The sequence below is a fragment of the Streptomyces sp. NBC_00554 genome (genome assembly GCF_041431135.1).
Taxonomy (GTDB): domain Bacteria; phylum Actinomycetota; class Actinomycetes; order Streptomycetales; family Streptomycetaceae; genus Streptomyces.
This window is the reverse complement of the sequence record NZ_CP107799.1, coordinates 873,630-897,161: the sequence shown is the minus strand read 5'-3', so window position 1 is coordinate 897,161 and position 23,532 is coordinate 873,630. Positions and strand designations below refer to the sequence as shown.

Sequence of the window (23,532 nt, the reverse complement as noted above, 5' to 3'; positions counted from 1 at the left end):
TGCACGGAGACGCCCCTCTAGGGGCGCGGGGAACTGCGCGACCAGCCACATCCGAGCCCGCAGCCTGCCACCGCCGGAACCCGGCAGACGCAACGCAGAACGTCACGCCCCCCAGCCGGCCTGCTGCCCACCCACCCGCTCCGCGGCGATCTTCTGCTGCCACCCGGACCGGGCATACGCGGCCACAGGATCGGGGTCGAGCCCCAACTCCTCCCGCAAGGAGGCCAACAACGGACGCACGTCCGTGTTGTATGCATCCATCAACACCGCGTTCGCGGCCAGCACATCCCCGCTCCGCTGGGCCTCGGCAAGCGCGGAACGGTCGACGAGGAGCGCCTTGGCCGTGGCCTCCTGGACGTTCATCACCGACCGGATGATCGCCGGGATCTTCGCCTCGATGTTGTGGCACTGGTCGAGCATGAAGGCGATGTCGGGCGTGAAGCCACCGCCGCGGATCACCTCGTACATGATCCGGAACAGCTGGAAGGGGTCGGCGGCGCCGACCATCAGGTCGTCGTCGGCGTAGAACCGCGAGTTGAAGTCGAAGCCGCCGAGCTTCCCCTCGCGCAGCAGCGTGGCGACGATGAACTCGATGTTGGTGCCGGGCGCGTGATGACCGGTGTCGACCACGACCTGCGCCTTGGGGCCGAGCTTGAGGCAGTGCGCGTACGCCGTGCCCCAGTCGGGGACGTCCGTCGTGTAGAAGGCGGGCTCGAACAACTTGTACTCGAGGAGCAGCCGCTGCTCGTCGCCGATCCGCTCGTAGACCTTCGCCAGGCCTTCGGCGAGACGGTCCTGGCGCTCGCGGATGTCGTCCTGGCCCGGGTAATTGGTGCCGTCGGCGAACCACAGCTTCAGGTCCTTCGAACCCGTCGCGTCCATGATGTCGACGCACTCGAACAAATGATCAAGGGCCTTGCGGCGCACCACCGCGTCCGGGTGGCAGATGCTGCCGAGCCTGTAGTCGTCGTCCTGGAAGGTGTTGGAGTTGATCGTGCCCAGCTTCAGGCCCTGTTCCTCCGCGTGCTTCGCAAGCGCCGCATAGTCGTCGACCTTGTCCCAGGGAATGTGCAGCGCGACGGTCGGCGCCGCCCCGGTGAACTCGTGCACCTTCGCCGCGTCGTCCAGCTTCTCGCGCGGATTGCGCGGGACTCCGGGCTGCGCGAACACCTTGAAACGCGTTCCCGAGTTCCCGTACGCCCACGACGGCGTCTCTACTGCCTGGGTCTTGAGAGCGGCTTTCACCGCGGCGAGCTCGGTCACTTCAGTGCTCCTGTGACATCGGGTCTGGAAGACGGTCCGTAGGGCGGTCTTGAAGGCAGTGTGGAAAGCGGTTTGCGCAGCGTCCGTCTGAAACGATTCAGACGCGAAGCTATGAGCCCTCCGGAGGGCTGTCAACCCTTCCGGCGGTGAGGATTCTCCGTGATCCTGTTGTGACCGCTGGCTATCGAAAATTTCGACGCGTACCCATTGACGTGACCTGGGCTACGTGTCTAACGTCCCGGCAACCTAGTTGAAACCTTTCACGACGTCGTGAGGCCTCTCCGCCCGCGTCGTTGAGGAGCCCCCATGACCCACCGGTCCGACGCGGGTCCGGCCCCCGTGCTGGCGCTTGAGGACATCTCCAAGTCCTTCGGTGCGGTACGCGCCCTGCGGGACGTGTCCCTTGAACTGTTCCCCGGCGAAGTGCACGCACTCGCCGGCGAGAACGGCGCGGGCAAGTCGACTCTCATCAAGACGCTCGCCGGCGTGCACCGACCGGACGCCGGTCGGGTGCTGCTCGACGGCGAGCCCACCGTCTTCCACGGTCCCGCCGACGCCCGGGACGCGGGCATCGCGGTGATCTACCAGGAGCCCACGCTCTTCCCCGACCTCTCGATCGCCGAGAACATCTTCATGGGCCGCCGCCCCCGGCGCTCCCTCGGCCGTATCGACCACAAGGCCACACACACGGCGACGCTGGCCCTGATGAAGCGCCTCGGCGTCGAACTCGACCCCGACCGCCCCGCCCGCGGCCTGTCCATCGCCGACCAGCAGATCGTCGAGATCGCCAAGGCCCTCTCCTTCGACGCCCGCGTCCTGATCATGGACGAGCCGACCGCCGCCCTGACCGGCAGCGAGGTGGCACGCCTGTTCGGCGTCGTCCGCACCCTGCGCGAGCAGGGCTCGGCCGTGCTGTTCATCTCGCACCGGCTGGAGGAGATCTTCCAGATCAGTCAGCGGGTGACCACCCTGAGGGACGGCGCCCTGATCTCCAGCGAGCCGCTGGAGGGCATGACCGAGGACGATCTCGTACGCCGGATGGTGGGCCGCGACCTCGACGAGCTGTATCCCAAGCAGGATGTCGAGGCGGGCGAGGTGGCCCTGAGCGTACGGCGGCTCACCCGCGAGGGTGTCTTCACCGATGTGTCGTTCGATGTCCGGCGCGGTGAGATCGTCGGTCTTGCCGGTCTTGTCGGCGCCGGGCGCACCGAGGTCGCCCGGGCCGTGTTCGGCGTCGACCGGTGGGACGCGGGTGAGGTGGCGGTCGACGGCCAGGCGCTGACGAACGGCGCGCCCTCCACGGCCATGGCCGCGGGCCTGGCGCTCGTCCCCGAGGACCGGCGCGCCCAGGGCCTGGTGATGGACATGTCCATCGAGCGCAACATCGGCCTGACCGGGCTGCGTACGACGGTGAAGGCCGGACTCGTGGACCGGGGCGCCGAGCGCAGCCGCTCGCTGGACTGGGCGGTCAAGCTCCAGGTGAAGTACGCCCGGATCGCCGACGCCGTGTCCACGCTCTCCGGCGGCAACCAGCAGAAGGTCGTCCTCGCCAAGTGGCTGGCCACCGGCCCGAAGGTGCTGATCGTCGACGAGCCGACCCGAGGCATCGACGTCGGCACGAAGGCCGAGGTGCACCGCCTGCTCAGCGAACTGGCCGCCGACGGGGTGGCCGTCCTGATGATCTCCTCCGACCTGCCCGAGATCCTCGGCATGGCCGACCGCGTCCTTGTGATGTACGAGGGGCGGCTCGCCGCCGAGATCCCACGCTCCGAAGCCACCGAGGAATCCGTGATGGCCGCAGCCACGGGGAGGGCCGCCGCATGACGGTGACCGCGCCCAACCCCGCCCCCGCCGCCGAGGTGCCCAAGTCGAGTGGCACCCGGCTGGTGGACCGAGTGTTCAAGATGCGGGAACTCGCCATCCTGGCCGTGTTCCTGGTGATGATCGTGATCACCCAGCTGGGCAACAGCGAGTTCCTGTCCGAGCAGGGCATCAAGGACCTGCTGCTGAACGCGACCATCCTGGTGCTCGTCGCCGCCGGCCAGTCGCTGGTCGTGATCACCCGGAACGTCGACCTGTCGGTCGGCTCGACGCTGGGCATCAGCGCCTTCGCGGCCGGCGTCTACCTTCAGGGCGGCGGAAACCCCGTCGTGGCACTGGTCCTCGCGGTCCTGCTGGGGATCGGCTGCGGACTGGTCAACGGACTGCTCGTCAGTCTCGGCCAGGTGCCCGCCCTCGTCGTCACCCTCGGCACCCTCTACATCATCCGCGGCATCGACTCGATCTGGGTCGGCTCCCGGCAGATCACCGCCGCCAACCTCCCGGACTCCTTCATCGACTTCGGATCCGGCGGCATCTCGGCGGTGCCCTATCTCGCGCTGATCGCGGTCGTCGTCGTGGTGGTCACGGCGTACTACCTCAAGCACTTCGGCAGCGGACGCGAGCTGTACGCGCTCGGCTCCAACCCGGAGGCCGCGCGGCTCGCCGGCATCCCCGTCCGCAAGCGGACCCTGACCGCGTACGTCGTCTGCGGAGGCCTCGCCGGACTCGCGGGCGCGCTGTACCTCGCCCGGTTCGGCAACGTCGACTCCGGTACGGGCAACGGCTACGAACTCACCGTCGTCAGCGCGGTCGTGGTCGGCGGTGTCGTCTTCACCGGCGGCTCCGGCAGCGTCTACGGGGCGGCGCTCGGCGCGCTGCTCCTCACCTCCATCAACAGCGTGCTGCCCGCCCTCGGCGTCAGCTCCGTCTGGGTGCTCGCCATCAACGGCATCCTGCTCATCCTCGCCATCGCGGTCGACCGGATCGTCGCCCTGCGGGTGGCGACCGCCCTGAAGAAGAGGAACGCCCGCCATGGCTGACTCCGCTCTCACGCGCGCCGTCCCCTGGGCCGCCTTGAAAAGGTGGGATTCGGCCGTCGGCGCCCTCCTCATCGTCGTGCTGCTCTTCTCCTTCGGGTTCGTCGACGGCTTCGGCAACGCGCTCAACCTGTCGTTCCTGATCGGCAACACGCTGCCCATCGCGCTGATCGCGCTGCCGATGACGCTGCTGGTGGTGGCCGGCGAGATCGACCTGTCCGTCGCGTCCACGGCCGGACTGTCCGGCGCGGTGATGGGCGCCCTGTGGAACCAGGGCATGACCATCGAGACGATCATCCCGATCTGCCTGCTCCTCGGCGTGGTGTGCGGGCTGATCAACGGTCTGCTGGTCACGCGGCTGGGGCTGCCGTCCCTCGCCGTCACCATCGGCACGCTCGCCGCCTACCGGGGCATCGCGCAGATCGTGCTCGGCTCGGACGCGGTGACCGACTTCCCCACCCAGTACCTGGACTTCGCGGCCGGACGCATCGGGGACACCTTCATCCCGTACGCGTTCCTGCCCTTCCTGGTGCTGCTCGCGATCGCCGTGGTCGTGCTGCACGCCACCCCGTTCGGGCGGTCCGCGTTCGCGGTCGGCGCGAACGAGGAGGCCGCGCGGTTCGCGGGGATCCGCGTCAAGCGGCAGAAACTGCTGCTGTTCGTCGCCACCGGCTTCATGGCCTCGCTCACCGGCATCTTCTGGGCGCTGCATTACGCCAGCGCTCGCTTTGACAACGCCACGGGGCTCGAACTCTCCGTCGTCGCCGCCGTGTTGCTCGGCGGGATCGACTTCGACGGAGGCAAGGGCACGCTCGGTGGCGCCATCGCCGGGGTGTTTCTGCTCGGGGCGTTGCAGAACGTGATGAGCCTTCAGGACGTGTCCGCTCAGTCGCAGATTGTCGTCACCGGTGTGCTGCTTGTGCTGTCCGTGCTTGGTCCCCGGGTTGCTCGGCAGGTCTCAGTAGCCCGGGCGCAAAGGCTTACGTAGAAGGTTTGTTCGAAAGCTGCCGGTCCGCTGTGGCTGGTCGCGCCGTTCCCCGCGCCCCTTTGGGGCGCTTCCACTCGCCTCCGTCAATAAGGAACCCCGTCATGCGCAAGTCATCCCTTCGCCGTGCCTGTGTGGCTCTCGCCGCCGTCAGCTCGCTCGCACTCGCCGCCACCGCCTGCGGTGGCACCACCAAGGAGGACGTGAAGGACGAGAGCACCGGGTCGGCCGCCTCCGCCGGCAAGGCCGACCCGAACGCGGCCACCAAGAAGGGCCTGACCGTCGGCTTCCTGCCGAAGCAGGTCAACAACCCGTACTTCACCTCCGCCGACAAGGGCGGCGAGGACGCCCTGAAGGAGCTGGGCTCCAGCTACAAGGAGGTCGGCCCGAGCAGCGCCACCGACACCAGCGGCCAGGTGAGTTACGTCAACACGCTCACCCAGCAGCAGGTCGACGCGATGGCCGTCTCCGCGCAGGACCCGGGCGCCCTGTGCACCGCGCTCAAGCAGGCCATGAAGAACGACATCAAGGTCGTCACCTACGACTCCGACACCAAGGCCGACTGCCGCAACGCGTTCGTGTCGCAGGCCAGCGCCGAGGACCTGGGCCGCACTGAGGTGCAGCTGCTCGCCGAGCAGATCGGCTACAAGGGCGAGATCGCGATCCTGTCCGCCGCGCAGACCGCGACGAACCAGAACACCTGGATCGACTTCATGAAGGAGGAGCTGAAGGACGCCAAGTACAAGGACATCAAGCTGGTCAAGGTCGCGTACGGCAACGACGACGCCCAGCAGTCCTTCCAGCAGACCCAGGGCCTGCTCCAGGAGTACCCGAACCTGAAGGGGATCATCTCCCCGACCACGGTCGGCATCAAGGCCGCCGCCCAGTACCTGTCGGGCTCCAAGTACAAGGGCAAGGTCAAGCTGACCGGCCTCGGCACCCCCAACGACATGCGCAAGTACGTCAAGAACGGCACCGTCGAGGGCTTCGAGCTGTGGGACCCGGCGAAGCTCGGCGAGCTGGCCGCGCGTACGGCCGTGGCGCTGGTGTCCGGGCAGATCACCGGCAAGGAGGGCGAGACCTTCAAGGCCGGTGCCATGGGCGAGTTCACCATCGGCGCGGACGGTGTGATCAACCTGGGCAAGCCGACCGTGTTCGACGTGAAGAACATCGACCAGTTCGACTTCTGATTCCCCGGGGGATGTTGATGCAGCGCGTGTGCTTTCTGCTGAAGGTCCGGGCGGACCGCCTCGACGAGTACCGCGAGCGGCATGCCGCCGTGTGGCCCGAGATGCTCGACGCACTCTCGGCCACCGGCTGGCACAACTACTCGCTCTTCCTGCGCGAAGACGGCCTGCTGGTCGGCTACTTGGAGACCGAGGACTTCGCCGCCGCCCAGGCCGGCATGGAAGCCACCGACGTCAACGCCCGTTGGCAGGCGGAGATGGCGCCGTTCTTCGAGTCGCTGGACGGCGCCCGACCCGACGAAGCGATGAAGCCCCTGACCGAAGTCTTCCACCTAGCCTGAGCCGGAGTTCGCTGACATGAGACGACGCACTTTGCTCACCACGGCCGTCCTCGGGGCCGTGGCCACCCCGGGCCTCGCCGCGGGCACCGCACGGGCCGCCGACCCCGGCCCCTCGGTCACGCAGACCGGCAACACCACGCTCGACTCCCAAGCCGTCTTCTTCGTCTCCTACGACGGCCTGGTCAACAACAACTCCTTCCAGAAGAACGGGTTGTTGACCTACAAGGGCTACCAGTACGCCGCCTGGTACACCGCCGACAAGAACGCCGTCGTCGGCCGCCGTGTCCTCGGCGGCAGCACCTGGTCGACCGTCCGGGTCGGCCACACCCTCAAGTCCAGCGACTCCCACAACGTCATCTCCATGGGTGTCTCCAAGACCGACGGCCGCCTCCACCTCAACATGGACTCCCACAGCGACGGCTTCACCTACGTCAAGTCGGTCGCCGGCCTCATGGACAACCCGTCCGGCCTGACCTGGATCGCGAGCCGCTTCGGCAGCCCCCAGTCCACCCTCGACGGACTCGCCCTCACCACCCAGTTCACCTACCCGCAGTTCATCTCCACCCCCGAGGGCACCCTTCAGCTGAGCTATCGCGTCGCGGTCTCCGGAAACGGCCGCAACGCCCTCGCGGAGTACGACGGTTCGACCTGGACCGCGCTCGGCGAGTGGACCAGCTCCACCGGCACGTACACCAGCGAGCACGGCTCGAGCACCGTCCGCAACATGTACCTGCACGGCATCGACTACGACACGAACGGCCGGCTGCACTCCTTCTTCACCTGGCGCGAGCAGAACGGCGCCGTGATGTGCAACAGCGGCGGCATCACCAACCACGACACCGGCTACGTCTACTCCGACGACCGCGGCCGCACCTGGCGCAACAACGCGGGCACCCTCGTCGGCACCACCGGGGGATCGGACAAGGTGGCCGTCACCGACAGCGGACTCGTCGTCGACCCGCTCAACCCCGACCACTCCCTGATGAACCAGGAGAGCCAGGCCACCGACTCCACCGGCCTGCCGCACGCGATCATCAGCTATGTCCCCGGCCGCTTCGGCCAGTGCACGACCAACTACGTCACCGACCGCACCGCCAACGGCCGCGCCTTCCACGTCCGCAAGAACTCCACGGGCACCTGGCAGAAGACCGAGATCCCCATCGCCCTCAACTCCAGCCAGCGCACCAAGCTGGTCCTCGACAAGTACAACAACGCCTACGCGATCCTGCCGTTCGGTCGGATCGCCGGCGCCTCGAAGGCCTCCGGGTACACCGACTGGGCGCTCCTGTACGACGGCAGCGGTCTGAACGCGTTCGGCGAGGTCGTGATCGACGAGATGCGCGTCCCACAGGATGGGATCCTGTCGGTCATGTACCAGGAGAAGTCCAGCGGTACGACGCCCTCACCGCTGCATGTCGTCGATTTCCGGCTGCCCACGTGACCACCGTTTTCGGCGGACCCGCAGGTAATGTGAAGACCAGCCCGCCGCTTCTCGTGCCCATGGAGGTCCCTGCCTGATGGCCCAGTCGGTGGGTATCAAGGATGTCGCCCGAGCCGCCGGAGTCTCCGTCGGCACGGTCTCGAACGTCATCAACCGTCCGGACTCGGTCGCCACCGAGACCCGCGCCCGCGTGCTGTCCGCGATCGACCGGCTCGGCTACGTCCGCAGCGAGTCCGCGCGCCAGCTGCGGGCCGGGCGCAGCCGGATCATGGGCCTGCTCGTCCTCGACATGGGCAACCCGTTCTTCGTGGAGGTGGCGCGCGGCGCCGAGCGCGCCGCGCGGGACGCCGGGCTCGGCGTGATGGTCTGCAACAGCGCGCAGAGCTCGAGCGAGGAGGCCGAGTACCTCTCCCTCTTCGCCGAGCAGCGGGTGCGCGGGGTACTGCTCACGCCCTCCGACGCGAGCGGGCGCAACATCGAGGCGTTCCGCCGCAACGGCATCCCGTTCGTACTCGTCGACCGGGTCGCCGACGGCACCACCGAGTGCTCGGTCTCGGTCGACGACGTGGCGGGCGGCGCGCTGGCCGTACGGCATCTGGTCGACGCAGGTCACCGTTCCATCGCGTACGTCAGCGGCCCGCCCGGCCTCAACCAGGTCAGGGACCGCCGGACGGGCGCGCTCAACGCCCTGACCGAGGCGGGGCTCGGCCCGGAGTGTATGCGCGAGCTGCCCACGGAGCGCCTGGACGTGGCCGCCGGGCGCGACGCCGGGGCCCGGCTCCTCGGCCTCGCCGACCGCCCGACCGCCGTCTTCTGCGCCAACGACCTGCTCGCGCTCGGCGTGCTCCAGGCCATGTACGCGGCCGGCGTCGGTGTCCCCGACGACCTCGCGATCGTCGGCTACGACGACATCGAGTTCGCCGCCGCCGCGGCCGTCCCGCTCACCTCCGTACGCCAGCCGGCCGTGACCATGGGCGCCCTCGCCGCCGGACTCCTCCTGGAGGAGACCGAGGCGGAGACCGCGCTCACGCCGCACGAGCACCGGCGTGTCGTGCTCCAGCCGGAGCTGGTGGTGCGCCGCTCCAGCCTGTCCGCGCGCTGAGTGACCGGTCGGTTTCGGCCGACCGCTGTCCTGAGTGGTTGTTCAGTAGGATTTCTTGATCCCCGGCCTCCGCAGCCCGCCGATCATGTGCTCAACTGGGACGCAGCCTGGAATCCGTACGTCTCGGGAGCCCTGTTGACCGTCAGCTACCGCCAGCCCGGTGTCGTCCTCACCGACCGACACTTCACCGTGCCCCTCGACCACGCCGACCCGGCGGGGGAGAGTATCGAACTGTTCGCCCGCGAGGTCGTCGCGAGCGACAAGGCACACCAGGACCTGCCGTGGCTGGTCTATCTCCAGGGTGGCCCCGGATTCGGGGCGAATCGTTTCGTCGGCAAGCAGGCCTGGCTCGGCCGAGCCCTGAAGGACTTCCGGGTACTCCTCCTCGACCAGCGCGGCACCGGCCACTCCACCCCCGCCAACCGGCAGACCCTGCCCTTGCGCGGCGCCCCGCGCGAGCAGGCCGACTACCTCGCGCACTTCCGCGCCGACTCCATCGTCCGCGACTGCGAGACCATCCGCCCCCGGCTCACCGGCGGCGCCCCCTGGACCGTACTCGGCCAGAGCTTCGGCGGCTTCTGCACCGTGCACTACCTGTCCACGGCGCCCGAGGGCCTGAGCGCCGCCCTGATCACCGGCGGGCTGCCGTCGCTCGACGCCCACGCCGACGACGTCTACCGGGCCGCGTACCCGCGTATCGAGCGCAAGGTCGCCGCGCACTACGCGCGTTACCCGCAGGACGTCGAGCGGGCCCGCCGGATCGCGGAGTACCTCCTCCAGCACGAGCCGGTCCTGCACGGCGGCTACCGCCTGACCGCCGAGGCCTTCCAATCGCTCGGCATCCTCCTCGGCGGCAGCGAGGGCAGCCACCGCCTCCACTACCTCCTGGAGCAGGCCTTCGTCCGCACCCCGCAGGGCCCGGCTCTCTCCGACGCCTTCCAGGAGGAGGTGCAGGGGCTGCTGTCCTACGCGGGTCACCCGCTGTACGCCCTCGTCCACGAGGCCTGCTACGCCCAGGGCGACCGGCCCACCGCCTGGTCCGCCGAACGGGTGCGCGCCGAGTTCCCGCAGTTCGACGCGGCCAAGGCCCTCTCGGACGACCGGCATCTGCTGTTCACCGGCGAGTCCGTGCACCCCTGGACGTTCGACACCGACCCGGCCCTGCGCCCGCTGCGCGACACCGCCGAGGAACTCGCGGCCCGCACCGACTGGGAGCCGCTCTACGACACCGCCCGCCTCGCCGCCAACGAGGTGCCGGTCGCCGCTGCGGTCTACCACGACGACATGTACGTCGACACCCAGCACTCCCTGCGCACGGCACGCGCCATCCGGGGGCTGCGCACCTGGGTGACCGACGAGTTCGAGCACGACGGCGTACGGGCGGGCGGACCGCGTGTCCTGGACCGGTTGTTGGCGCTCACACGCGGCGAGGTCTGAGGTCCCGAATCTCCCTTACGATTCTGACGGACCGTCAGAATCCAGAGGGGGCACGGATGATCGACACCACGTCCACGGACATCCCGGAGGGTGAGGAGCGGCTGCGCCTCGACGTCGAGGACGGCATCGGCGTCCTCACCCTCTGCCGCCCGGCGAAACTCAACGCGTGGAGCTGGGAGTCCACCCGCCAACTCGGCCTGTTCGCCGACCGGATCCGCTTCGACGACTCGATCCGGGTGGTCCTGCTGCGGGCCGAGGGCCGGGCCTTCTGCGCGGGTATCGACGTCACCGCGCCGGGCGGTGCGATCACCGGCCGCTCCGGCGCCGAGCGCACCCGGAACTACTACGAGGGTCTGCGCTGGGCGCACGAGCGGTTCGCCGCCTTCACGCGGCTGCCGCAGCCGGTCGTCGCGGCCGTGCAGGGCTACTGCCTTGGCTTCGGATTCGAGCTCGCACTGATGGCGGACGTCAGGGTCGCCGCCGCGGACGCGGTGTTCGCGCTGCCGGAGGCGCAGCTCGGGGTGGCGGTCGACGCGGGCGGTGATCTCCGGATCGCGCGTGAAGCGGGCGCCGGCTGGGCGAAGTTCCTCGCGCTGACCGGGCGGCGCCTTGACGCGGTCACCGCGGAACGGCTGCATCTGGTCCAACTGGTGGTCGAGCGTGAGGAGTTGGACAAGGAGGCCCGGGGGGTTGCCGCCGAGATCGCCGCGAACGCCGCCCTCGCCGTGCAGGGGATCAAGCGTGACATCGACGCCTACGTGGACGCCCGCCTCGCCGCCGCCCTCGATCGCACCGCGATGTCGGCGGCGCTCACCCTCACGTCCGAGGACTCGCGCGAGGGGTACGCGGCCAGGGGAGCCCGCCGCGTGCCCAACTTCGAGGGGAAGTGACCGGCGTGTTTTGATCAGTCCTGATCGACACGTCGGAGGTATGGGGGCCTGATGACCGAGAAGGAACTGCTCGCGGACCGGTTCGAGGAGAACCGCGGCCACTTGAGGGCCGTGGCCTACCGGATGCTCGGCTCGCTGAGCGAGGCGGAGGACGCGGTCCAGGAAGCCTGGCTGAAGCTCAGCCGCAGCGACGCCGACGAGGTCAGGAACCTCGCGGGCTGGCTCACGACGGTGGTCGGCCGGGTGTGCCTGGACATGCTGCGCTCGCGCGCCTCGCGCCGTGAGGAGCCCATGGACGCCTACTACGTCCCCGACCCGGTCATCAGCCCGCTGGACCGGATCGATCCCGAGCAGGAGGTGCTGCTCGCCGATTCGGTGGGGCTCGCCCTCCTCGTGGTGCTGGAGACGCTGGAGCCCGCCGAGCGGCTCGCGTTCGTACTGCACGACATGTTCGCGGTGCCCTTCGACGACATCGCGACCGTTGTGGGCCGTTCCCCGGCCGCGACCCGCCAGCTCGCCAGCCGGGCGCGCCGCCGGGTGCAGGGCGCCGCCCCGGCTCCCGACCCCGACATCGGCCGTCAGCGCCAGGTGGTCGACGCGTTCCTGGCGGCCTCGCGCGGCGGGGACTTCGAGGCTCTGGTCTCGGTCCTCGACCCGGAGATCGTGCTCCGTGCCGACTCCGGCGCACTGGTCGGCGGCGCGGCCGCGTCCAAGGTGGTGCGCGGTGCGGCGGCCGTGGCTCAACAGGCCCTGCTCTTCCAGCAGTTCTCGATGTCCTCCCGGCTCGTGCTCGTCAACGGCGCGATGGGCGCGGTCGCGACACTCGACGGCCGGCCGATGTCGGTCCTGGGGTTCACCGTCACCGACGGGAAGATCGTCGCGATGTACATCCTGGCCGACCCCGAGCGGCTCGCACGGCTCGACATCCCGGAGATCCGGGACTGAGGGAGTCCACCGTCCGCGCGGTGCGCCGCCGAAAAGGTCAGCCGGTGAAGGGGTCAGTCGGTGAAGGGGCCCCGCCCCATCTGCTCCCTCACCGGCACCACCTGCGGGCTGACGAGCCCCCTGCGCTGCCAGTTCGCGCCGTCCACCACCAGCGTGTGGCCGGTGATGAAACGAGCGTAGGGGGAAGCCAGGAAGGTGGCGGCCCAGCCGAGTTCGCGCGGCGCTCCGACCCGGAGGGCGGGCTGACGGGTGTCGTGCGCGTCGGTCCGGTCCAGGTTGCCGCGGATGTCGGCGGTCATGTCCTCGTGCGGCATCAGCCCGGGCACCAGCCCGTTGACCTGGATGCCGTACGGCCCCCACTCCACGGCCAGCGTCTCCACCAGGTTGCGTACGCCGGCCTTGGCCGCCGCGCTGTGGGCGAAACCGGGGCCGCCCGTCCAGGCGTACGACGCACCGACGTTGATGATCGAGCCGGGGGTGCCCGCGGCCAGATGACGCCGGCCGAACTCACGGGTCATCAGAAACGTGCCGGTGAGCGTGATGTCGACGACCGCCCGCCAGGCGTTCGGGGACATCTCCTCTGCGGGCACGGGGAAGTTGGCGGCGGCGTTGTTGACCAGGACGTCCGGCAGGCCACAGGCGTCGAACATGTCGGCGATGAGCTCAGGGTCCCGTATGTCGCACACGGCCGTGGTCACCCGCGTGCCCGATGCCGCCAACTCCTTCTGTGCGGAACGCAGATGCTCCTCACCGCGGCTGGCGATCACCAGATTGGCGCCGAGCCGCGCGAACTCCGCCGCGATCGCCTTGCCGAGCCCGGTGCCGCCACCGGTGACCAGGACGAGCGAGCCGTCGTACGTCCCGGGCGGCAGCGCACTCGCGCCCAGCGGGGGAGGAGCGGGAAGGCCGGGGAGGCGTGTGTCGTCCATGACCGCCTCGATACCGGGTCCGTGCGAAAACCTCCATAGACACGCGGAGGTCAGTGTCCCAGCGCCTCGTGCAGCGCGCCCAGCAGATCGAGAGGTCGCCGGTCCGGCCACTGGGCGCGCGTCTCGTTCATCGCGTACGAGAACCCGACGCGGTCGGCGGGCCAGGCGCCATGGCGTGATCCCCAGGCCCCGGCATGCCCGAACGCATCCGGCGCAGGTCCGAGGAGACCCAGCTCGGTCCCCAGCTCGAACCCCGTTCCGTACGCCATCGGGCTGCCCCACAACGGCTCGGTACCGGACCGCAGTTCACGCCTCGCTGACGCCACGGTCCGTTCGCCGAGCACGCGTACGCCGTCCAGTTCGCCACCCCGGGCGAGGCAGGCGTAGAAGCAGGCCATCGAACGGGCCGTCACATGTGCGCCCACGGCGGGGACTTCGGCGCGTCGGAAGGCGGCGCTGTTCCAGAGGGCGGGTGCGTCCGCCGCGGCGAGCGGATTGCGGGTCAGAGTGCGCAGGGGGTCGCCGTCGTCGGGCGGGTGGGTGTCGTCGGTCGGCGGCAGCAGTACGCCGTGTCCCGCGAGCGTGGTGGCGACCCGGTGGTGTTCCTCGTCCGGGAGCCCGAGCCAGACGTCCAGTCCGAGCGGACCCGCGAACTCCTCGGCGAAGAAGGCCCCGGCACTCCTTCCGTCGACCCGGCGTATCAACTCGCCCGCCAGCCAGCCGTACGTCAGCGCGTGATACATGAACGCGGCGCGGGGATCGTCCGCCGGTGCCTGCGCGGCGAGCAGCCCGGCCATGTGCTCGGGGTCGAGGAACTCCGTGTTATCGAAGGGGACTTGGACGCCTGGCAGCCGAGCCTGATGCGACATGATCTCGGCGACCGTGATCCCGCCCTTGCCCGCCGCCGCGAACTCCGGCCAGTAGTGGGCGGCAGGAGCGTCCAGGTCCAGCAGCCCGCGCTCGACCAGCAGGAGCACACAGGCGGCGGTCAGGCCCTTGGCGCCGGAGAAGACCAGTTGCAGCGTGTCGGCTCGCCAGGGACGGCCGGTGTCCGGGTCGGCGATACCGCCCCACAGGTCGACGACGAGCCGGCCGTCCCGGTACGCGGCGAAGGCGGCGCCCGTCTCCTCGTACTCCTTGAAGTTGCGGGCGAAGACCTCGGAGACCGCCTCGAAGCCGGGTGCCGTGAAGCCCTGGATGTCCGTGGTCACCTCTGGCGTCACCTCTGCGTCGATCGGTCGAGGAGGGCCAGTGCCGCGAGTCGGGCGTCCTGGGCGGCGTGGCCGTCCGGGTCGTGGTGGTCGGCGACGACCGTGGCGCCTTCGAGGAGGATCAGCAACTGCCTTCCGAGGAGGGCCGGTTCGGGTGCGCCCGCGCGCTCGGCGATGCCCGTGAGAAGTTTCCGGTAGCGGGCGAGATGGCGGTCGGCGACGGCGCGGGCCGGCGGGACGTGCCGCTGGGTGGCCGCGTTGACGATCGCGCACCCCCGGAAGCCGGGTTCCTCGTACCAGTCGCCCAACGCGCGGAAGAGTGCCGTGAGTTGGGCGGCCGGGTCGGGGCCTGCCGCTTCGACCGCTTCGGTGATCCAGCGCACGACACGGTCACTGCGGGCGTCGAGCACCGCCTCGATGAGGCCGTCCTTGGAGCCGAAATGGCGGTACAGCGTCTCCTTGGACGCGCCGACGGCACGGCACAGCTCGGCCACTCCGACTCCGTCGAGTCCGCGCTCGTAGAGGATCTCGGTCGCCGCCGTGAGGAGCGTCGTGCGGGTGCGCTCCGGGTCGAGGGACGTCCCCCTGGGTACAGGCATGGATGAGATGGTACCGATCGGTTCGATGAGGGTCCAGGCCACCTTTCTCCGCAGCTCAGTAGGCTGGGGCCATGCAAGAGAACAGCGGGACAGTCCAGGACCGGCGCCTTGAACTGCGAGCCGACTGCGGTGAGTGCTTCGGGCTCTGCTGTGTCGCGCTGCCCTTCACCCGCTCGACCGATTTCGCGATCGACAAGGACGCCGGGAAGCCGTGCCCGAACCTGCGGACCGACTCCCGATGCGGTATCCACACGGAACTGCGGCAGAAGGGCTTCACGGGCTGCACGGTGTACGACTGCTTCGGCGCCGGGCAGAAGGTCTCGCAGGTCACCTTCGGCGGCCGGGACTGGCGCTCGGGGACCCGTGAAGAGGCCCGGCAGATGTTCGAGGTCTTGCCGGTCGTGCGCCAGCTCCACGAACTGCTCTGGTATCTCGCGGAGGCCCTGACGCTGCCGGCCGCCCAGCCGCTCCACGCCGACCTCCGCCGGGCGCTCGACAAGACCGAGCGGCTCACCCTCCGAACCCCCGATGAACTGGGCGAGTTGGACGTGGGCGCGCACCGGCAGGAGGTCAACACGCTGCTCCTGCGGACCAGCGAACTCATGCGCGCGGGAGTCGGCCGGGGAAAGAAGAAGGACCGCCGGGGCGCCGACCTGATGGGCGCCCGACTGAAGGGGGCCGACCTCCGGGGTGCCAACCTGCGCGGCGCCTACCTCATCGCCGCCGACCTGACCGGAGCCGATCTGCGCGGTGCGGACCTGATCGGCGCCGACCTGCGCGACACCGACCTCACGGACGCCGACCTGACCGGCGCCTTCTTCCTGACCCAGCCACAGGTCAACGCGGCCCGGAGCAGCGCCGGGACGAAGCTGCCCGAGTCACTCGCCCGCCCGGGCCACTGGGCGGCTCAGCACTGAGTCCGGTGCGGGCGCGGCCTTCGAGATGCAGCCGCAGCCCCTCCGGTATCAGCGTCAGCCGCTCGGCCACGCGGAGCTGGTAGCCGGGGTCGGGCCGCAGCTCGTAGCGGCGCAGCAGCAGTCCCAGCACCAGCGTCGCCTCGTGCAGCGCGAACTGGCGGCCGATGCACGCCCGCGCCCCGGTGCCGAACGGTTTGAAGGTGTGCGCGGGCCGGGACCGTACGGCCTTCGCGTCGAAGCGCTCCGGGTCGAACTCCTCGGGATCCGCGCCCCAGACGTCCGGATCCCGGTGCAGCATCGCGGTCAGGACCAGTGCCCACGCGCCCTGCCGCATGGGGTGGACGCCGCCGAGCACGGTGTCCTGCCGGGCCTCGCGCGCGAAGGCGGGCGCCGTCGGCCACAGTCGTAGCGACTCGTCGAGAACCCGGCGCACGTACCGGAGTTTGGCGACCTGGTCGTAGCCGGGCCGGGCGGTGTCGCCCCACACGCGGTCCACCTCGGCCCGGGCGCGGGCGGCGACCTCCGGGTGCCGGGAGAGGTAGTGCAGGGCGAAGGAGAGGGCGCCCGAGGTGGTCTCGTGGCCCGCGATCAGGAACGTGATGACCTGGCGGCGGATGTTCTCCGGCGCCAGCCGCTCCCCGGTCTCCGGGTGCGCGGTCTCCAGCATGCGGTCGAGCAAGTCCCCTTCGCCGCTTGAGGACTGACGGTCCGCCACCACGGCGTCGACCGTGCGATTGAGATACGCCATGTCGGCCTCGTTGCGGCGTGCGGCGTCGCGGAGCAGTAGCGGCGCCAGGGGCGCAGGGACGGAGTTGAGGCGCTGCGCATAGGTCAGCGTGCCCACCATCGCGTTCACGAAGGGATGCGGCCGGGAGCGTTCGAAGGAGCCGAAGTCGTGGCCGAAGCCGGTCCGCGCGATCGTCTCCAGCGTCAGTTTCGTCATGTCGCCCGGCACGTCCACCGCCCGCCCCGCCGTCCGCTCCCCGTCCCAGCGGTCCATCAGCCGCTCGGTCACGTCGAGCATCATCGGGTGGTAGCCCTCCATGGCCTCACGGCTGAAACCCGGAGCCAGCACGTCGTGCGCCAGCTGCCAGTTCGGCTCGTGGTTGTACGCCGTGAACAGCCCGTCCCCGGCGACCGGCCGCAGGTTGGCGACCCCGAGGCCCACATGCTTCGCGAACCGCGACTCGTCCGCCAGCTCGGCCGCGAGATCCGCGCCCCACACGAACACGATCTCCTTGCCGAACGCCTTGCGCCGGAAGATCGGCCCGAGCTGCCGGCCGAGCCGCAGCGAATCCTGGATGGGCGTACGGATGTTGGCGCCGATCGCGTCACCGATCAGCGGGATCCGGCGCGGTGGATGCGGAATGCGGTGCAGCTCGGGCCAGCCCAGCTCCGCACTGCGGAATCCCTTGGGCAGCGCGGCCGCTGTCGTCTCCACCATGACGCCATCTCCCTTGTGTCTGCGGCAGGTTGAGTCTGTTATACGCCAGTTCAATAGCGGATTTCAGTGTGGTCCCGTTGTTGAACCGACGTCAAGTAAAGTGCTGGCATGGCCGGGAACCAGGGCGAGCGGGTACGCCGTCGTCTCAGCACCGAGGAGCGCCGGGAGCAGCTTCTCTCGGTCGGTGCGTGCCTGTTCTCGGAGAGCCCGTACGACGAGGTGTGGATCGAGCAGGTCGCCGAGATCGCCGGAGTCTCCCGCGGGCTGCTCTACCACTACTTCCCGACCAAACGGGACTTCTTCGCGGCCGTCGTCGAGCGCGAGAGCAGGCGGATGCTGCGGTTGACGGCGGCGGTGCCCGGGATCCCGGTGCGCGAGCAACTCGGCGACGGCCTCGACACCTTCCTCGGCTATGTCGAGCGGCACGCGCACGGCTTCCGCGCTTTCCACCGTGCCGACGCGGCGGGCGACCAGGCCGTGCGGAAGGTCTATCGGCAGGCGCTGGCCGCGCAGGAGCGGCAGATCCTGGCGGCGCTCGCCGCCGACCCGGAGATCGGCCGGGCGCCCGAGGAGCAGCCCGAGCTGAGAATGGCCGTGCGCGGCTGGCTGGCCTTCACCACGGCCGTCTGTCTGGAATGGCTGAGGGGCTCGGAGCTGACCCGGGAGCAGGTGCGCGATCTGTGCGCACGGGCGCTGCTGGGCGCGATCGCGCCCTGAGGCCGGCCTCGGTCGCCGCGCGTCAAAGCGTTGTTCGCGTGAGAAAGGGTTCTCAAAGGATGGCGAGTGTGGTTGGCGTACACCCGGATCTTCGATAGGTTAGGCAAGCCTTACCTAAGGAGGAGTCTGATGGGTGACCGTCACACCTGGACGGCCGCGCCTGCCGCGGCGGAGCGAGCGCGCTCGGTGCTCGCCGCGGCATGGTCCTGCGCGGTGACCGCGGAGGGCGGTCGCGAGGAGTTCGTCGGCGCGCACACCGTGACCGCGGACGGCAGGGTTCTCCTGCACGTGCCCGAGGACAGCTCACTGCTCACGGCCGCGATCTGCGCGCCGCGCGGAGAGCCGTCCGCCGTCCTGGAGTTCGCCGATGTCGCGCCCGTGCCCGTACGGAACCGGATCCGCGCCCGGCTGTGGCTCGCCGGCTGGTTCGCCCCCGAGGACGGACATCTCGCCTTCCACCCGACGCGCGCGGTGCTCCGCCAGCCGTCGGGGACGGTCGTGGTCGATCTCGACGAGCTGGCCGAAGCCGAGTCCGACCCCCTCGCCACGGCCGAGTCCGCGCTGCTCACCCACCTCGCCGACGCCCACCCGGACGCCATCGAGCGGCTGACCCGACTCGTCGAACCGGACAGCCTGCACGGCGCGGTGCGCGTCCAGCCGCTCGCCGTCGACCGGCACGGACTCACCCTGCGCATCGAGCGGGCGCGCGGCAACGGTGACGTACGCCTGCCCTTCCACAAGCCCGCCGACACGGTCGCGCAGCTCACCGAGCGGATGCACGTCCTGCTCAGCCAGGCGAGCTCCGCGTCCTGCCCCCGCGCGCTACAGCGGCACCGCGCAGACGGCGACGGGTGAGGCGAACGGCTCGCCCGCGAGCCGGAGTTCACCGCTGCTGACGTCGACGTGGAAGACGCTGACCGTGCTCGACCGCTGGTTCGCCGCGAACAGCAGCTTCCCGTCAGGGGAGAAGGCGATGTGACGGGGGAAGTCACCGCCGACCGGCACTGTGTCCAGGAGCTTCAGGCGGGCGCCGTCCGCCTCGATCGCGTAGCGCGTCAGGCTGTTGTGGCCCCGGTTGGCGAGATAGGCGTACGACCCGTTCGAGGTCACCAGGATCTGCGCCGGGTAACTCGTGCCCCCACCCGTACCCGTGGACTGCGGATCGCCCGGCGTGAGCCGCCCGGTGGCCGGGTCGTAGGCGCAGACCGCGACCGTGTTGTCGACCTCGTTGGCGAGATACGCGAAGCGGCCGCCGGGGTGGAAGGTGAGATGGCGCGGCCCCGCACCCGGACGCGTATGCGCCTGGGAGTCCTCGGTGAGCGTGCCCGTGGACTCGTCCAGGCGGTAGGTGTAGACGGTGTCGGTGCCCAGGTCGACGGCCAGCACATGGCCGCCGTCGGGGCTCGTGATGAACTGGTGGGCGTGCGGCCCCTGTTGACCCGGGCCGGGCGCCGGGCTCGAGTGCGTGACGACGGCGGTGTGCTCGCCGAGCGCCCCCGAGCTGTCGATGGGATGCACGGCCACGCTGCCCGACCCGTAGTTGGCGCTCAGCAGCCAGCGCCCGCTCGGATGCACGGACACATGGCACGGGCTCGAGCCACCGGTGCCGCGCCTGCCCAGAACCGCGTTCTCCGCGAGGCGTACGGCCGTCACTCCGCCCTCTTCCCGCTCGTCGACGGCGTACAGCGTGCGGCCGTCCGGATGCGGTGCGAGGTACGAGGGGTCGCCGACGCCGGTGATGACGGCGCCCGTACCGGTGACCTGGCCCGTCGTCGAGTCGTACGTGGCCAGGCCGATGCCCTTTCCGCCGCCCTCGACCGAGGTGTACGTCCCGAGGAGCAGCGGGCGGGTGCTGGAGCGGCCGGTGGGCGACGGGGAGGTTCCGGTCGTCGGCGCTCTGACGGGGTCCGCCGGCGGTACCGTCCTGGGAGCGGCCGGTGCCGCGACCGTCGTCACCGCTGCGGCCCCCGTCAGCGTGCCGACGAAACGGCGTCTGGTCCAGCCGTCGCCCGAGCCGCGCTCCGCATCTGCCCCACTGCTCATGCCTGCACCTCGGGTGTCGGTTGCCTCAGCCGTGACAGCCACCTTGGCCTGCCACGCCGGCGAAGTGCAAGAAGGGCAACGGGCGTTGCGGAGGGTGCAACGATCTTTCGTCGGTTACCAGTCACCGTCCTCGACCGGCTTGCCCGGCGCGTCGCCGAGCGGCTTCACCTGGTGGGGAGAGGGCTCCTGCCAGGGCTCGTGGTCGTCGCCGAGCCAGTCGCCGACCGGTTGCACCGAGCCCAGCGTGTCCGTGGGGGCGAGGTCCGTGGCGTCCTGGTCGTAGTAGTCGAACCACGGGAGCCCCGCCTTGGTGTAAGCCGCGCGGTCCACGGGGGACGGCGGGGGCGCCTCGCCGGTGATGCGGCGCCATTCCGGAGGCGTCACCAGGTGCACGAACACCCGCCCGGCGGGCTCCTCGGACCAGGCCTTGAGCGGCCGGTCGTCCCGGTAGACCTCCTGGCGCATCGAGCCGCCGACGCCCAGACCCATCGCCGGGGCGCTCCTCGCGCGACCGCCGGGCGCGGCGGCGGGGGCCGGAGCGGCCTGTGCGGCCATCGGGAACGCGCCGCCATAGCCCCCGACCGTCATCTCCCTGCGCGTCGCGGCGATGCGGCGCTGAGCCTCACGCCAGGCGCCCAGCTCCTCGTCGCGCAGCGGGAACGACTGCAGTTGTACGCCGCCCCACACCTCCTCGCCGGTGACCTGGCCCTCGACGGTGGCGCCCAGGCCGAGCGGCACCGCCACGAACTGGCGGACGGTCCCCTTGCCGGAGTTGATGCCGTCGAGCCACGGCTGGCGCGGCAGAACCACGTAGTTCTGCGGGTTCCGGCTCAGCCGGGAACTCCACGGCTTGCCCGAGACCGCGCACACTTTGCCCACGCCGACCTGTAGCGCGGCCGGTTCCGCCGTGCCCCCGAAACTCAGCCACATCGCCTCGCGCAGATACACCGGCAGCATCACACCGCCGCGCGCCCGCCATTCGGCGGGCACCGTGTCCGCGTAGTCCTCGACACGGCGTACCGGGAACTCGCCGAGCCCCGGAGGCAGCGCGTGCGTGCCCGTCTCGGGCAGGCGCAGGGTCCGGATGAACCGCACCCGCACCTCGCCCGGAAGTCGCAGCGTGTTCCCGTCGATCCGCACGGTGCTGTCGGTCATCCGACCGCTCCCCTCGTCGTTGTGCAGCGTCCTCGTGAGGCGTGCCTGTGAGGCGTGTCCGTGAAGCGTCCTCGTGCAGCTTCCTCACATAGAACGACGGGAGGCAGGGCGTCGGTTCCGGCGCGGCATCCGCAGCCTGCGCACATTTGCGCGCAGGCGCGTGAGGCGCGGCCAGCGCTCGCGCTGCTCGCGTGTACAGCGGTCCAGTTCCTCCAGAAGCCGTCGGGAGCGGTGCTCCGTGTCGAGCTCGTCGAGCATGCGGTTGACCTCGGACAGCACCGCACCGTGCAGCTGCCAGTGGCTGGCATCGCGCTGGACCCCTTCGAGGAACAGCTGTGCCAGCTTGTCCCGGGTGGCGGCCGCGGTGGTGAGCTCAGCGGCGAGCCGCTCCTCCGCCGACTCCGCACTGTGGCTCACATCCGTGGTCACCAGGACGGCGAAACTGACGATGGCGTCGGCGACCTCGGACAGCAGCTGCTCAAGGGCGGCCCCCGCCTGCGGCTCGAACAGAGGCTCGGGTTCACGTTCCTTGGCGAGATCGGTGAGGCTGCGCGCGAGCACGCGCAGGACGACCGTGCAGATCTCCAGCGTGTCGAGGCCGGTCCGCAGCACGACCCGGTGCAGCAGCCCCTCGCGCACGCGCGGATTGAGCTTCAGGCTGTCCTCGGCCTGCCGCAGCGCCGCGTCCACCTCGACGATGTCGTGGTCGAGACGGCGCGCCTCGTGCAGCCGTGCGGCCGCCAGCGAGGCGGGGGTGCGGCCCGCGGCCTCCTCGCCGATCCGCAGCATCAACTGCCGCATCCGGCGCGCCAGATCCTCGATGGACTCCCCGGCCACGCCGACCCACACCGGAGGCGCCAGCACGAGATTGCAGGCGAGCCCCACGACCGCCCCGATCAGCGTTTCCAGCACCCGGGCCCACGCGATGTCGCCCACCCTGGTGACGCCGAGGACCAGCATGGCGCTGATCGCCACTTCGGGAACGAACTCACTGACCCGTACGAGATGCCCCACGGCCAGTGAGGCGACGATCAGCAGGGCCAGACTCCACCAGGTCAGACCCACCAGACTGCTGAAAATGATGGCGACGACGACCCCGGCCACCACGGAGTTCACGCGCCGGACGCCGGTGGTGATCGTGGCGTACAGAGTGACCTGTACGACGAGCAGGGCCGTCAGGGGTGCGGTGAGCGGTGCGGGCTCGGGGCTGAGGTGCAGGGCGACGACGTACGCGATCGTGGCGGCGGCCGCCGACCGCAGTGCCTGGACGACGACGGGTTCCCGTCGGCGCTTGACGAGCTGGGCGACGGATGTCGCCCACTCACCACGGTCCTCCCTGCGTTCCTCTCGCACCCTTGGGCCTTTCCCGTTCCATAGGTGCATCGAACGTAACGGGGTGAACCTTCAGCGAGTGGAGGCGGCCCGGCTGCGGGACCGGTAACCGGCCACCTTTGCGAGATTGCCACAGCGGTCCATGGAGCACCAGCGGCGGCGGCGGGCCTGGGAGTCGTCCAGGAACAGCAGGGAGCAGTCGGGGTTCTCGCACTTCTTGACTCTGGCCAGAAGGGGGCCGCCGACCAGCAGCACGGCATCCCGGGCCACGGTCGCGAGGGCCGCGGGCCCGGGGTGGTCGGCCTTCCAGTACAGGGGCGGCAAGGAGCCGCCGTGCGGCTCGGCGAGCTGGGGGGCGAGGTCGGGGAGGGCCGCCGCTTCGTTGACCTGAGCGACATCGGCGGGGTCCGGAGCCCGACCGTCCATCGAGGCGCGTACGAGCCGGTAGAGGGCCTCGCGCAGTGTGCGGGCGTGGGAGAGGTCGTCGGCGGTGATGTGCACCGGCTCGTCGTCGTCCCCGGCGTGCAGGCCCGCCTCGCCGATCCAGCGGGCGAGGGCGGCGGGGTCGGGGAGCCGTTCGAGGGGGGTGTCGCCGTGCCGTTTGCCGAGCGTGGCCACGAAGTTCAGACAGGGGCGTCCGCCGATGAAGGGGAACACCGGCGCCGGGTCGGTGGCGTCCGGTGGAGGGGGAGCAGGTACGCGGGGCATGGCCCGAGTCTATCCCTTGACACCGGTT

The 23,532-nt window shown here is 70.3% G+C and carries 22 protein-coding genes; 13 read left to right on the top strand and 9 right to left on the bottom strand.

The window, feature by feature from the left end; genetic code table 11:
• Positions 1 to 102: 102 nt before the first annotated feature.
• On the bottom strand, positions 103 to 1,263 hold the full coding sequence (rhaI, locus tag OG266_RS04170; protein WP_371542844.1) for an L-rhamnose isomerase: 1,161 nt from the start codon (positions 1,261 to 1,263) through the stop codon (positions 103 to 105).
• A gap of 306 nt (positions 1,264 to 1,569) precedes the next feature.
• Here rhaI and OG266_RS04165 point away from each other — a divergent pair, with 306 nt between their 5' ends.
• From OG266_RS04165 to sigJ, 10 genes are all read left to right on the top strand, one after another.
• Complete coding sequence (locus OG266_RS04165) at positions 1,570 to 3,087, top strand: sugar ABC transporter ATP-binding protein (protein WP_371542842.1); 1,518 nt, start codon at positions 1,570 to 1,572, stop codon at positions 3,085 to 3,087.
• The gene (locus OG266_RS04160; protein ID WP_329543907.1) at positions 3,084 to 4,124 is read left to right on the top strand and encodes an ABC transporter permease; all 1,041 of its coding nucleotides are present in this window, start codon (positions 3,084 to 3,086) and stop codon (positions 4,122 to 4,124) included. Before OG266_RS04165 ends, OG266_RS04160 begins: the two co-directional genes overlap by 4 nt.
• The gene (locus OG266_RS04155; protein WP_371542840.1) at positions 4,117 to 5,109 is read left to right on the top strand and encodes an ABC transporter permease; all 993 of its coding nucleotides are present in this window, start codon (positions 4,117 to 4,119) and stop codon (positions 5,107 to 5,109) included. Before OG266_RS04160 ends, OG266_RS04155 begins: the two co-directional genes overlap by 8 nt.
• Before the next feature lie 101 nt (positions 5,110 to 5,210).
• Entirely contained in the window at positions 5,211 to 6,296 is a 1,086-nt protein-coding gene (gene rhaS, locus OG266_RS04150) for a rhamnose ABC transporter substrate-binding protein (protein WP_371542837.1), read from the top strand.
• Between the two features lie 17 nt (positions 6,297 to 6,313).
• Positions 6,314 to 6,634: an L-rhamnose mutarotase gene (locus OG266_RS04145; RefSeq protein ID WP_371542834.1), complete on the top strand. Its 321-nt coding sequence runs from the start codon at positions 6,314 to 6,316 to the stop codon at positions 6,632 to 6,634.
• A gap of 16 nt (positions 6,635 to 6,650) precedes the next feature.
• Complete coding sequence (locus OG266_RS04140; protein ID WP_371542832.1) at positions 6,651 to 8,075, top strand: BNR repeat-containing protein; 1,425 nt, start codon at positions 6,651 to 6,653, stop codon at positions 8,073 to 8,075.
• Between the two features lie 76 nt (positions 8,076 to 8,151).
• Positions 8,152 to 9,177, top strand: coding sequence for a LacI family DNA-binding transcriptional regulator (locus OG266_RS04135; RefSeq protein ID WP_266472052.1), 1,026 nt, complete (start codon positions 8,152 to 8,154; stop codon positions 9,175 to 9,177).
• Between the two features lie 135 nt (positions 9,178 to 9,312).
• Positions 9,313 to 10,614: an alpha/beta fold hydrolase gene (locus OG266_RS04130; RefSeq protein WP_371542830.1), complete on the top strand. Its 1,302-nt coding sequence runs from the start codon at positions 9,313 to 9,315 to the stop codon at positions 10,612 to 10,614.
• Positions 10,615 to 10,670: 56 nt separating this feature from the next.
• Positions 10,671 to 11,504 carry an enoyl-CoA hydratase/isomerase family protein gene (locus tag OG266_RS04125; RefSeq protein ID WP_371542828.1) on the top strand — a complete coding sequence of 278 codons (834 nt, stop codon included), beginning with the start codon at positions 10,671 to 10,673 and terminating at the stop codon, positions 11,502 to 11,504.
• Positions 11,505 to 11,555: 51 nt separating this feature from the next.
• Positions 11,556 to 12,449 (top strand): RNA polymerase sigma factor SigJ, encoded by an 894-nt coding sequence (sigJ, locus tag OG266_RS04120; protein ID WP_371542826.1) that lies wholly within the window; start codon positions 11,556 to 11,558, stop codon positions 12,447 to 12,449.
• 53 nt (positions 12,450 to 12,502) lie between these two features.
• On the opposite strand, the gene OG266_RS04115 is transcribed toward sigJ, so the two are convergent.
• Genes OG266_RS04115 through OG266_RS04105 form a run of 3 tightly spaced genes read right to left on the bottom strand, consistent with a single transcriptional unit; the run spans position 12,503 to position 15,188 of the window.
• A complete protein-coding gene (locus OG266_RS04115; RefSeq protein ID WP_371542824.1) occupies positions 12,503 to 13,378 on the bottom strand; it encodes an SDR family oxidoreductase in 876 nt (291 codons plus the stop codon).
• 50 nt (positions 13,379 to 13,428) lie between these two features.
• On the bottom strand, positions 13,429 to 14,589 hold the full coding sequence (locus tag OG266_RS04110) for a serine hydrolase domain-containing protein (RefSeq protein ID WP_371542822.1): 1,161 nt from the start codon (positions 14,587 to 14,589) through the stop codon (positions 13,429 to 13,431).
• Positions 14,590 to 14,597: 8 nt separating this feature from the next.
• Positions 14,598 to 15,188 carry a TetR/AcrR family transcriptional regulator gene (locus OG266_RS04105; protein ID WP_371542820.1) on the bottom strand — a complete coding sequence of 197 codons (591 nt, stop codon included), beginning with the start codon at positions 15,186 to 15,188 and terminating at the stop codon, positions 14,598 to 14,600.
• 71 nt (positions 15,189 to 15,259) lie between these two features.
• Between OG266_RS04105 and OG266_RS04100 the strand changes: the two genes are divergently transcribed.
• A complete protein-coding gene (locus OG266_RS04100) occupies positions 15,260 to 16,105 on the top strand; it encodes a pentapeptide repeat-containing protein (protein WP_371542817.1) in 846 nt (281 codons plus the stop codon).
• Here OG266_RS04100 and OG266_RS04095 read toward each other — a convergent pair.
• Positions 16,026 to 17,549: a cytochrome P450 gene (locus tag OG266_RS04095; protein ID WP_371542813.1), complete on the bottom strand. Its 1,524-nt coding sequence runs from the start codon at positions 17,547 to 17,549 to the stop codon at positions 16,026 to 16,028. The genes OG266_RS04100 and OG266_RS04095 overlap by 80 nt on opposite strands.
• Before the next feature lie 108 nt (positions 17,550 to 17,657).
• Here OG266_RS04095 and OG266_RS04090 point away from each other — a divergent pair, with 108 nt between their 5' ends.
• On the top strand, positions 17,658 to 18,266 hold the full coding sequence (locus OG266_RS04090; RefSeq protein ID WP_266472030.1) for a TetR/AcrR family transcriptional regulator: 609 nt from the start codon (positions 17,658 to 17,660) through the stop codon (positions 18,264 to 18,266).
• A 129-nt stretch (positions 18,267 to 18,395) separates the two neighbouring features.
• Positions 18,396 to 19,121 carry a DUF2470 domain-containing protein gene (locus tag OG266_RS04085; RefSeq protein ID WP_371542810.1) on the top strand — a complete coding sequence of 242 codons (726 nt, stop codon included), beginning with the start codon at positions 18,396 to 18,398 and terminating at the stop codon, positions 19,119 to 19,121.
• Here OG266_RS04085 and OG266_RS04080 read toward each other — a convergent pair.
• The 4 genes from OG266_RS04080 to OG266_RS04065 form a co-directional block, all read right to left on the bottom strand.
• A complete protein-coding gene (locus OG266_RS04080; RefSeq protein WP_371542807.1) occupies positions 19,089 to 20,309 on the bottom strand; it encodes a lactonase family protein in 1,221 nt (406 codons plus the stop codon). The two genes, OG266_RS04085 and OG266_RS04080, sit on opposite strands and share 33 nt — an antisense overlap.
• A gap of 114 nt (positions 20,310 to 20,423) precedes the next feature.
• On the bottom strand, positions 20,424 to 21,464 hold the full coding sequence (locus tag OG266_RS04075; RefSeq protein ID WP_371542804.1) for a hypothetical protein: 1,041 nt from the start codon (positions 21,462 to 21,464) through the stop codon (positions 20,424 to 20,426).
• Positions 21,465 to 21,548: 84 nt separating this feature from the next.
• Positions 21,549 to 22,817, bottom strand: coding sequence for an aromatic acid exporter family protein (locus tag OG266_RS04070; RefSeq protein ID WP_266472016.1), 1,269 nt, complete (start codon positions 22,815 to 22,817; stop codon positions 21,549 to 21,551).
• Positions 22,818 to 22,868: 51 nt separating this feature from the next.
• Positions 22,869 to 23,504 (bottom strand): ABATE domain-containing protein, encoded by a 636-nt coding sequence (locus tag OG266_RS04065; protein ID WP_371542802.1) that lies wholly within the window; start codon positions 23,502 to 23,504, stop codon positions 22,869 to 22,871.
• Positions 23,505 to 23,532 lie beyond the last annotated feature (28 nt).

What these genes read in the sequence shown, in the direction of transcription:
- OG266_RS04125 (WP_371542828.1), top strand. Translation starts at nt 10,671, where the DNA reads ATGATCGACACCACGTCCACGGACATCCCGGAGGGTGAGGAGCGGCTG.
- OG266_RS04135 (WP_266472052.1), top strand. Translation starts at nt 8,152, where the DNA reads ATGGCCCAGTCGGTGGGTATCAAGGATGTCGCCCGAGCCGCCGGAGTC.
- sigJ (WP_371542826.1), top strand. Translation starts at nt 11,556, where the DNA reads ATGACCGAGAAGGAACTGCTCGCGGACCGGTTCGAGGAGAACCGCGGC.
- OG266_RS04160 (WP_329543907.1), top strand. Translation starts at nt 3,084, where the DNA reads ATGACGGTGACCGCGCCCAACCCCGCCCCCGCCGCCGAGGTGCCCAAG.
- OG266_RS04085 (WP_371542810.1), top strand. Translation starts at nt 18,396, where the DNA reads ATGGGTGACCGTCACACCTGGACGGCCGCGCCTGCCGCGGCGGAGCGA.
- OG266_RS04155 (WP_371542840.1), top strand. Translation starts at nt 4,117, where the DNA reads ATGGCTGACTCCGCTCTCACGCGCGCCGTCCCCTGGGCCGCCTTGAAA.
- OG266_RS04095 (WP_371542813.1), bottom strand. Translation starts at nt 17,549, where the DNA reads ATGGTGGAGACGACAGCGGCCGCGCTGCCCAAGGGATTCCGCAGTGCG.
- OG266_RS04165 (WP_371542842.1), top strand. Translation starts at nt 1,570, where the DNA reads ATGACCCACCGGTCCGACGCGGGTCCGGCCCCCGTGCTGGCGCTTGAG.
- OG266_RS04080 (WP_371542807.1), bottom strand. Translation starts at nt 20,309, where the DNA reads ATGAGCAGTGGGGCAGATGCGGAGCGCGGCTCGGGCGACGGCTGGACC.
- OG266_RS04115 (WP_371542824.1), bottom strand. Translation starts at nt 13,378, where the DNA reads ATGGACGACACACGCCTCCCCGGCCTTCCCGCTCCTCCCCCGCTGGGC.
- OG266_RS04100 (WP_371542817.1), top strand. Translation starts at nt 15,260, where the DNA reads ATGCAAGAGAACAGCGGGACAGTCCAGGACCGGCGCCTTGAACTGCGA.
- OG266_RS04145 (WP_371542834.1), top strand. Translation starts at nt 6,314, where the DNA reads ATGCAGCGCGTGTGCTTTCTGCTGAAGGTCCGGGCGGACCGCCTCGAC.
- OG266_RS04075 (WP_371542804.1), bottom strand. Translation starts at nt 21,464, where the DNA reads ATGACCGACAGCACCGTGCGGATCGACGGGAACACGCTGCGACTTCCG.
- OG266_RS04090 (WP_266472030.1), top strand. Translation starts at nt 17,658, where the DNA reads ATGGCCGGGAACCAGGGCGAGCGGGTACGCCGTCGTCTCAGCACCGAG.
- OG266_RS04065 (WP_371542802.1), bottom strand. Translation starts at nt 23,504, where the DNA reads ATGCCCCGCGTACCTGCTCCCCCTCCACCGGACGCCACCGACCCGGCG.
- OG266_RS04105 (WP_371542820.1), bottom strand. Translation starts at nt 15,188, where the DNA reads ATGCCTGTACCCAGGGGGACGTCCCTCGACCCGGAGCGCACCCGCACG.
- OG266_RS04140 (WP_371542832.1), top strand. Translation starts at nt 6,651, where the DNA reads ATGAGACGACGCACTTTGCTCACCACGGCCGTCCTCGGGGCCGTGGCC.
- rhaS (WP_371542837.1), top strand. Translation starts at nt 5,211, where the DNA reads ATGCGCAAGTCATCCCTTCGCCGTGCCTGTGTGGCTCTCGCCGCCGTC.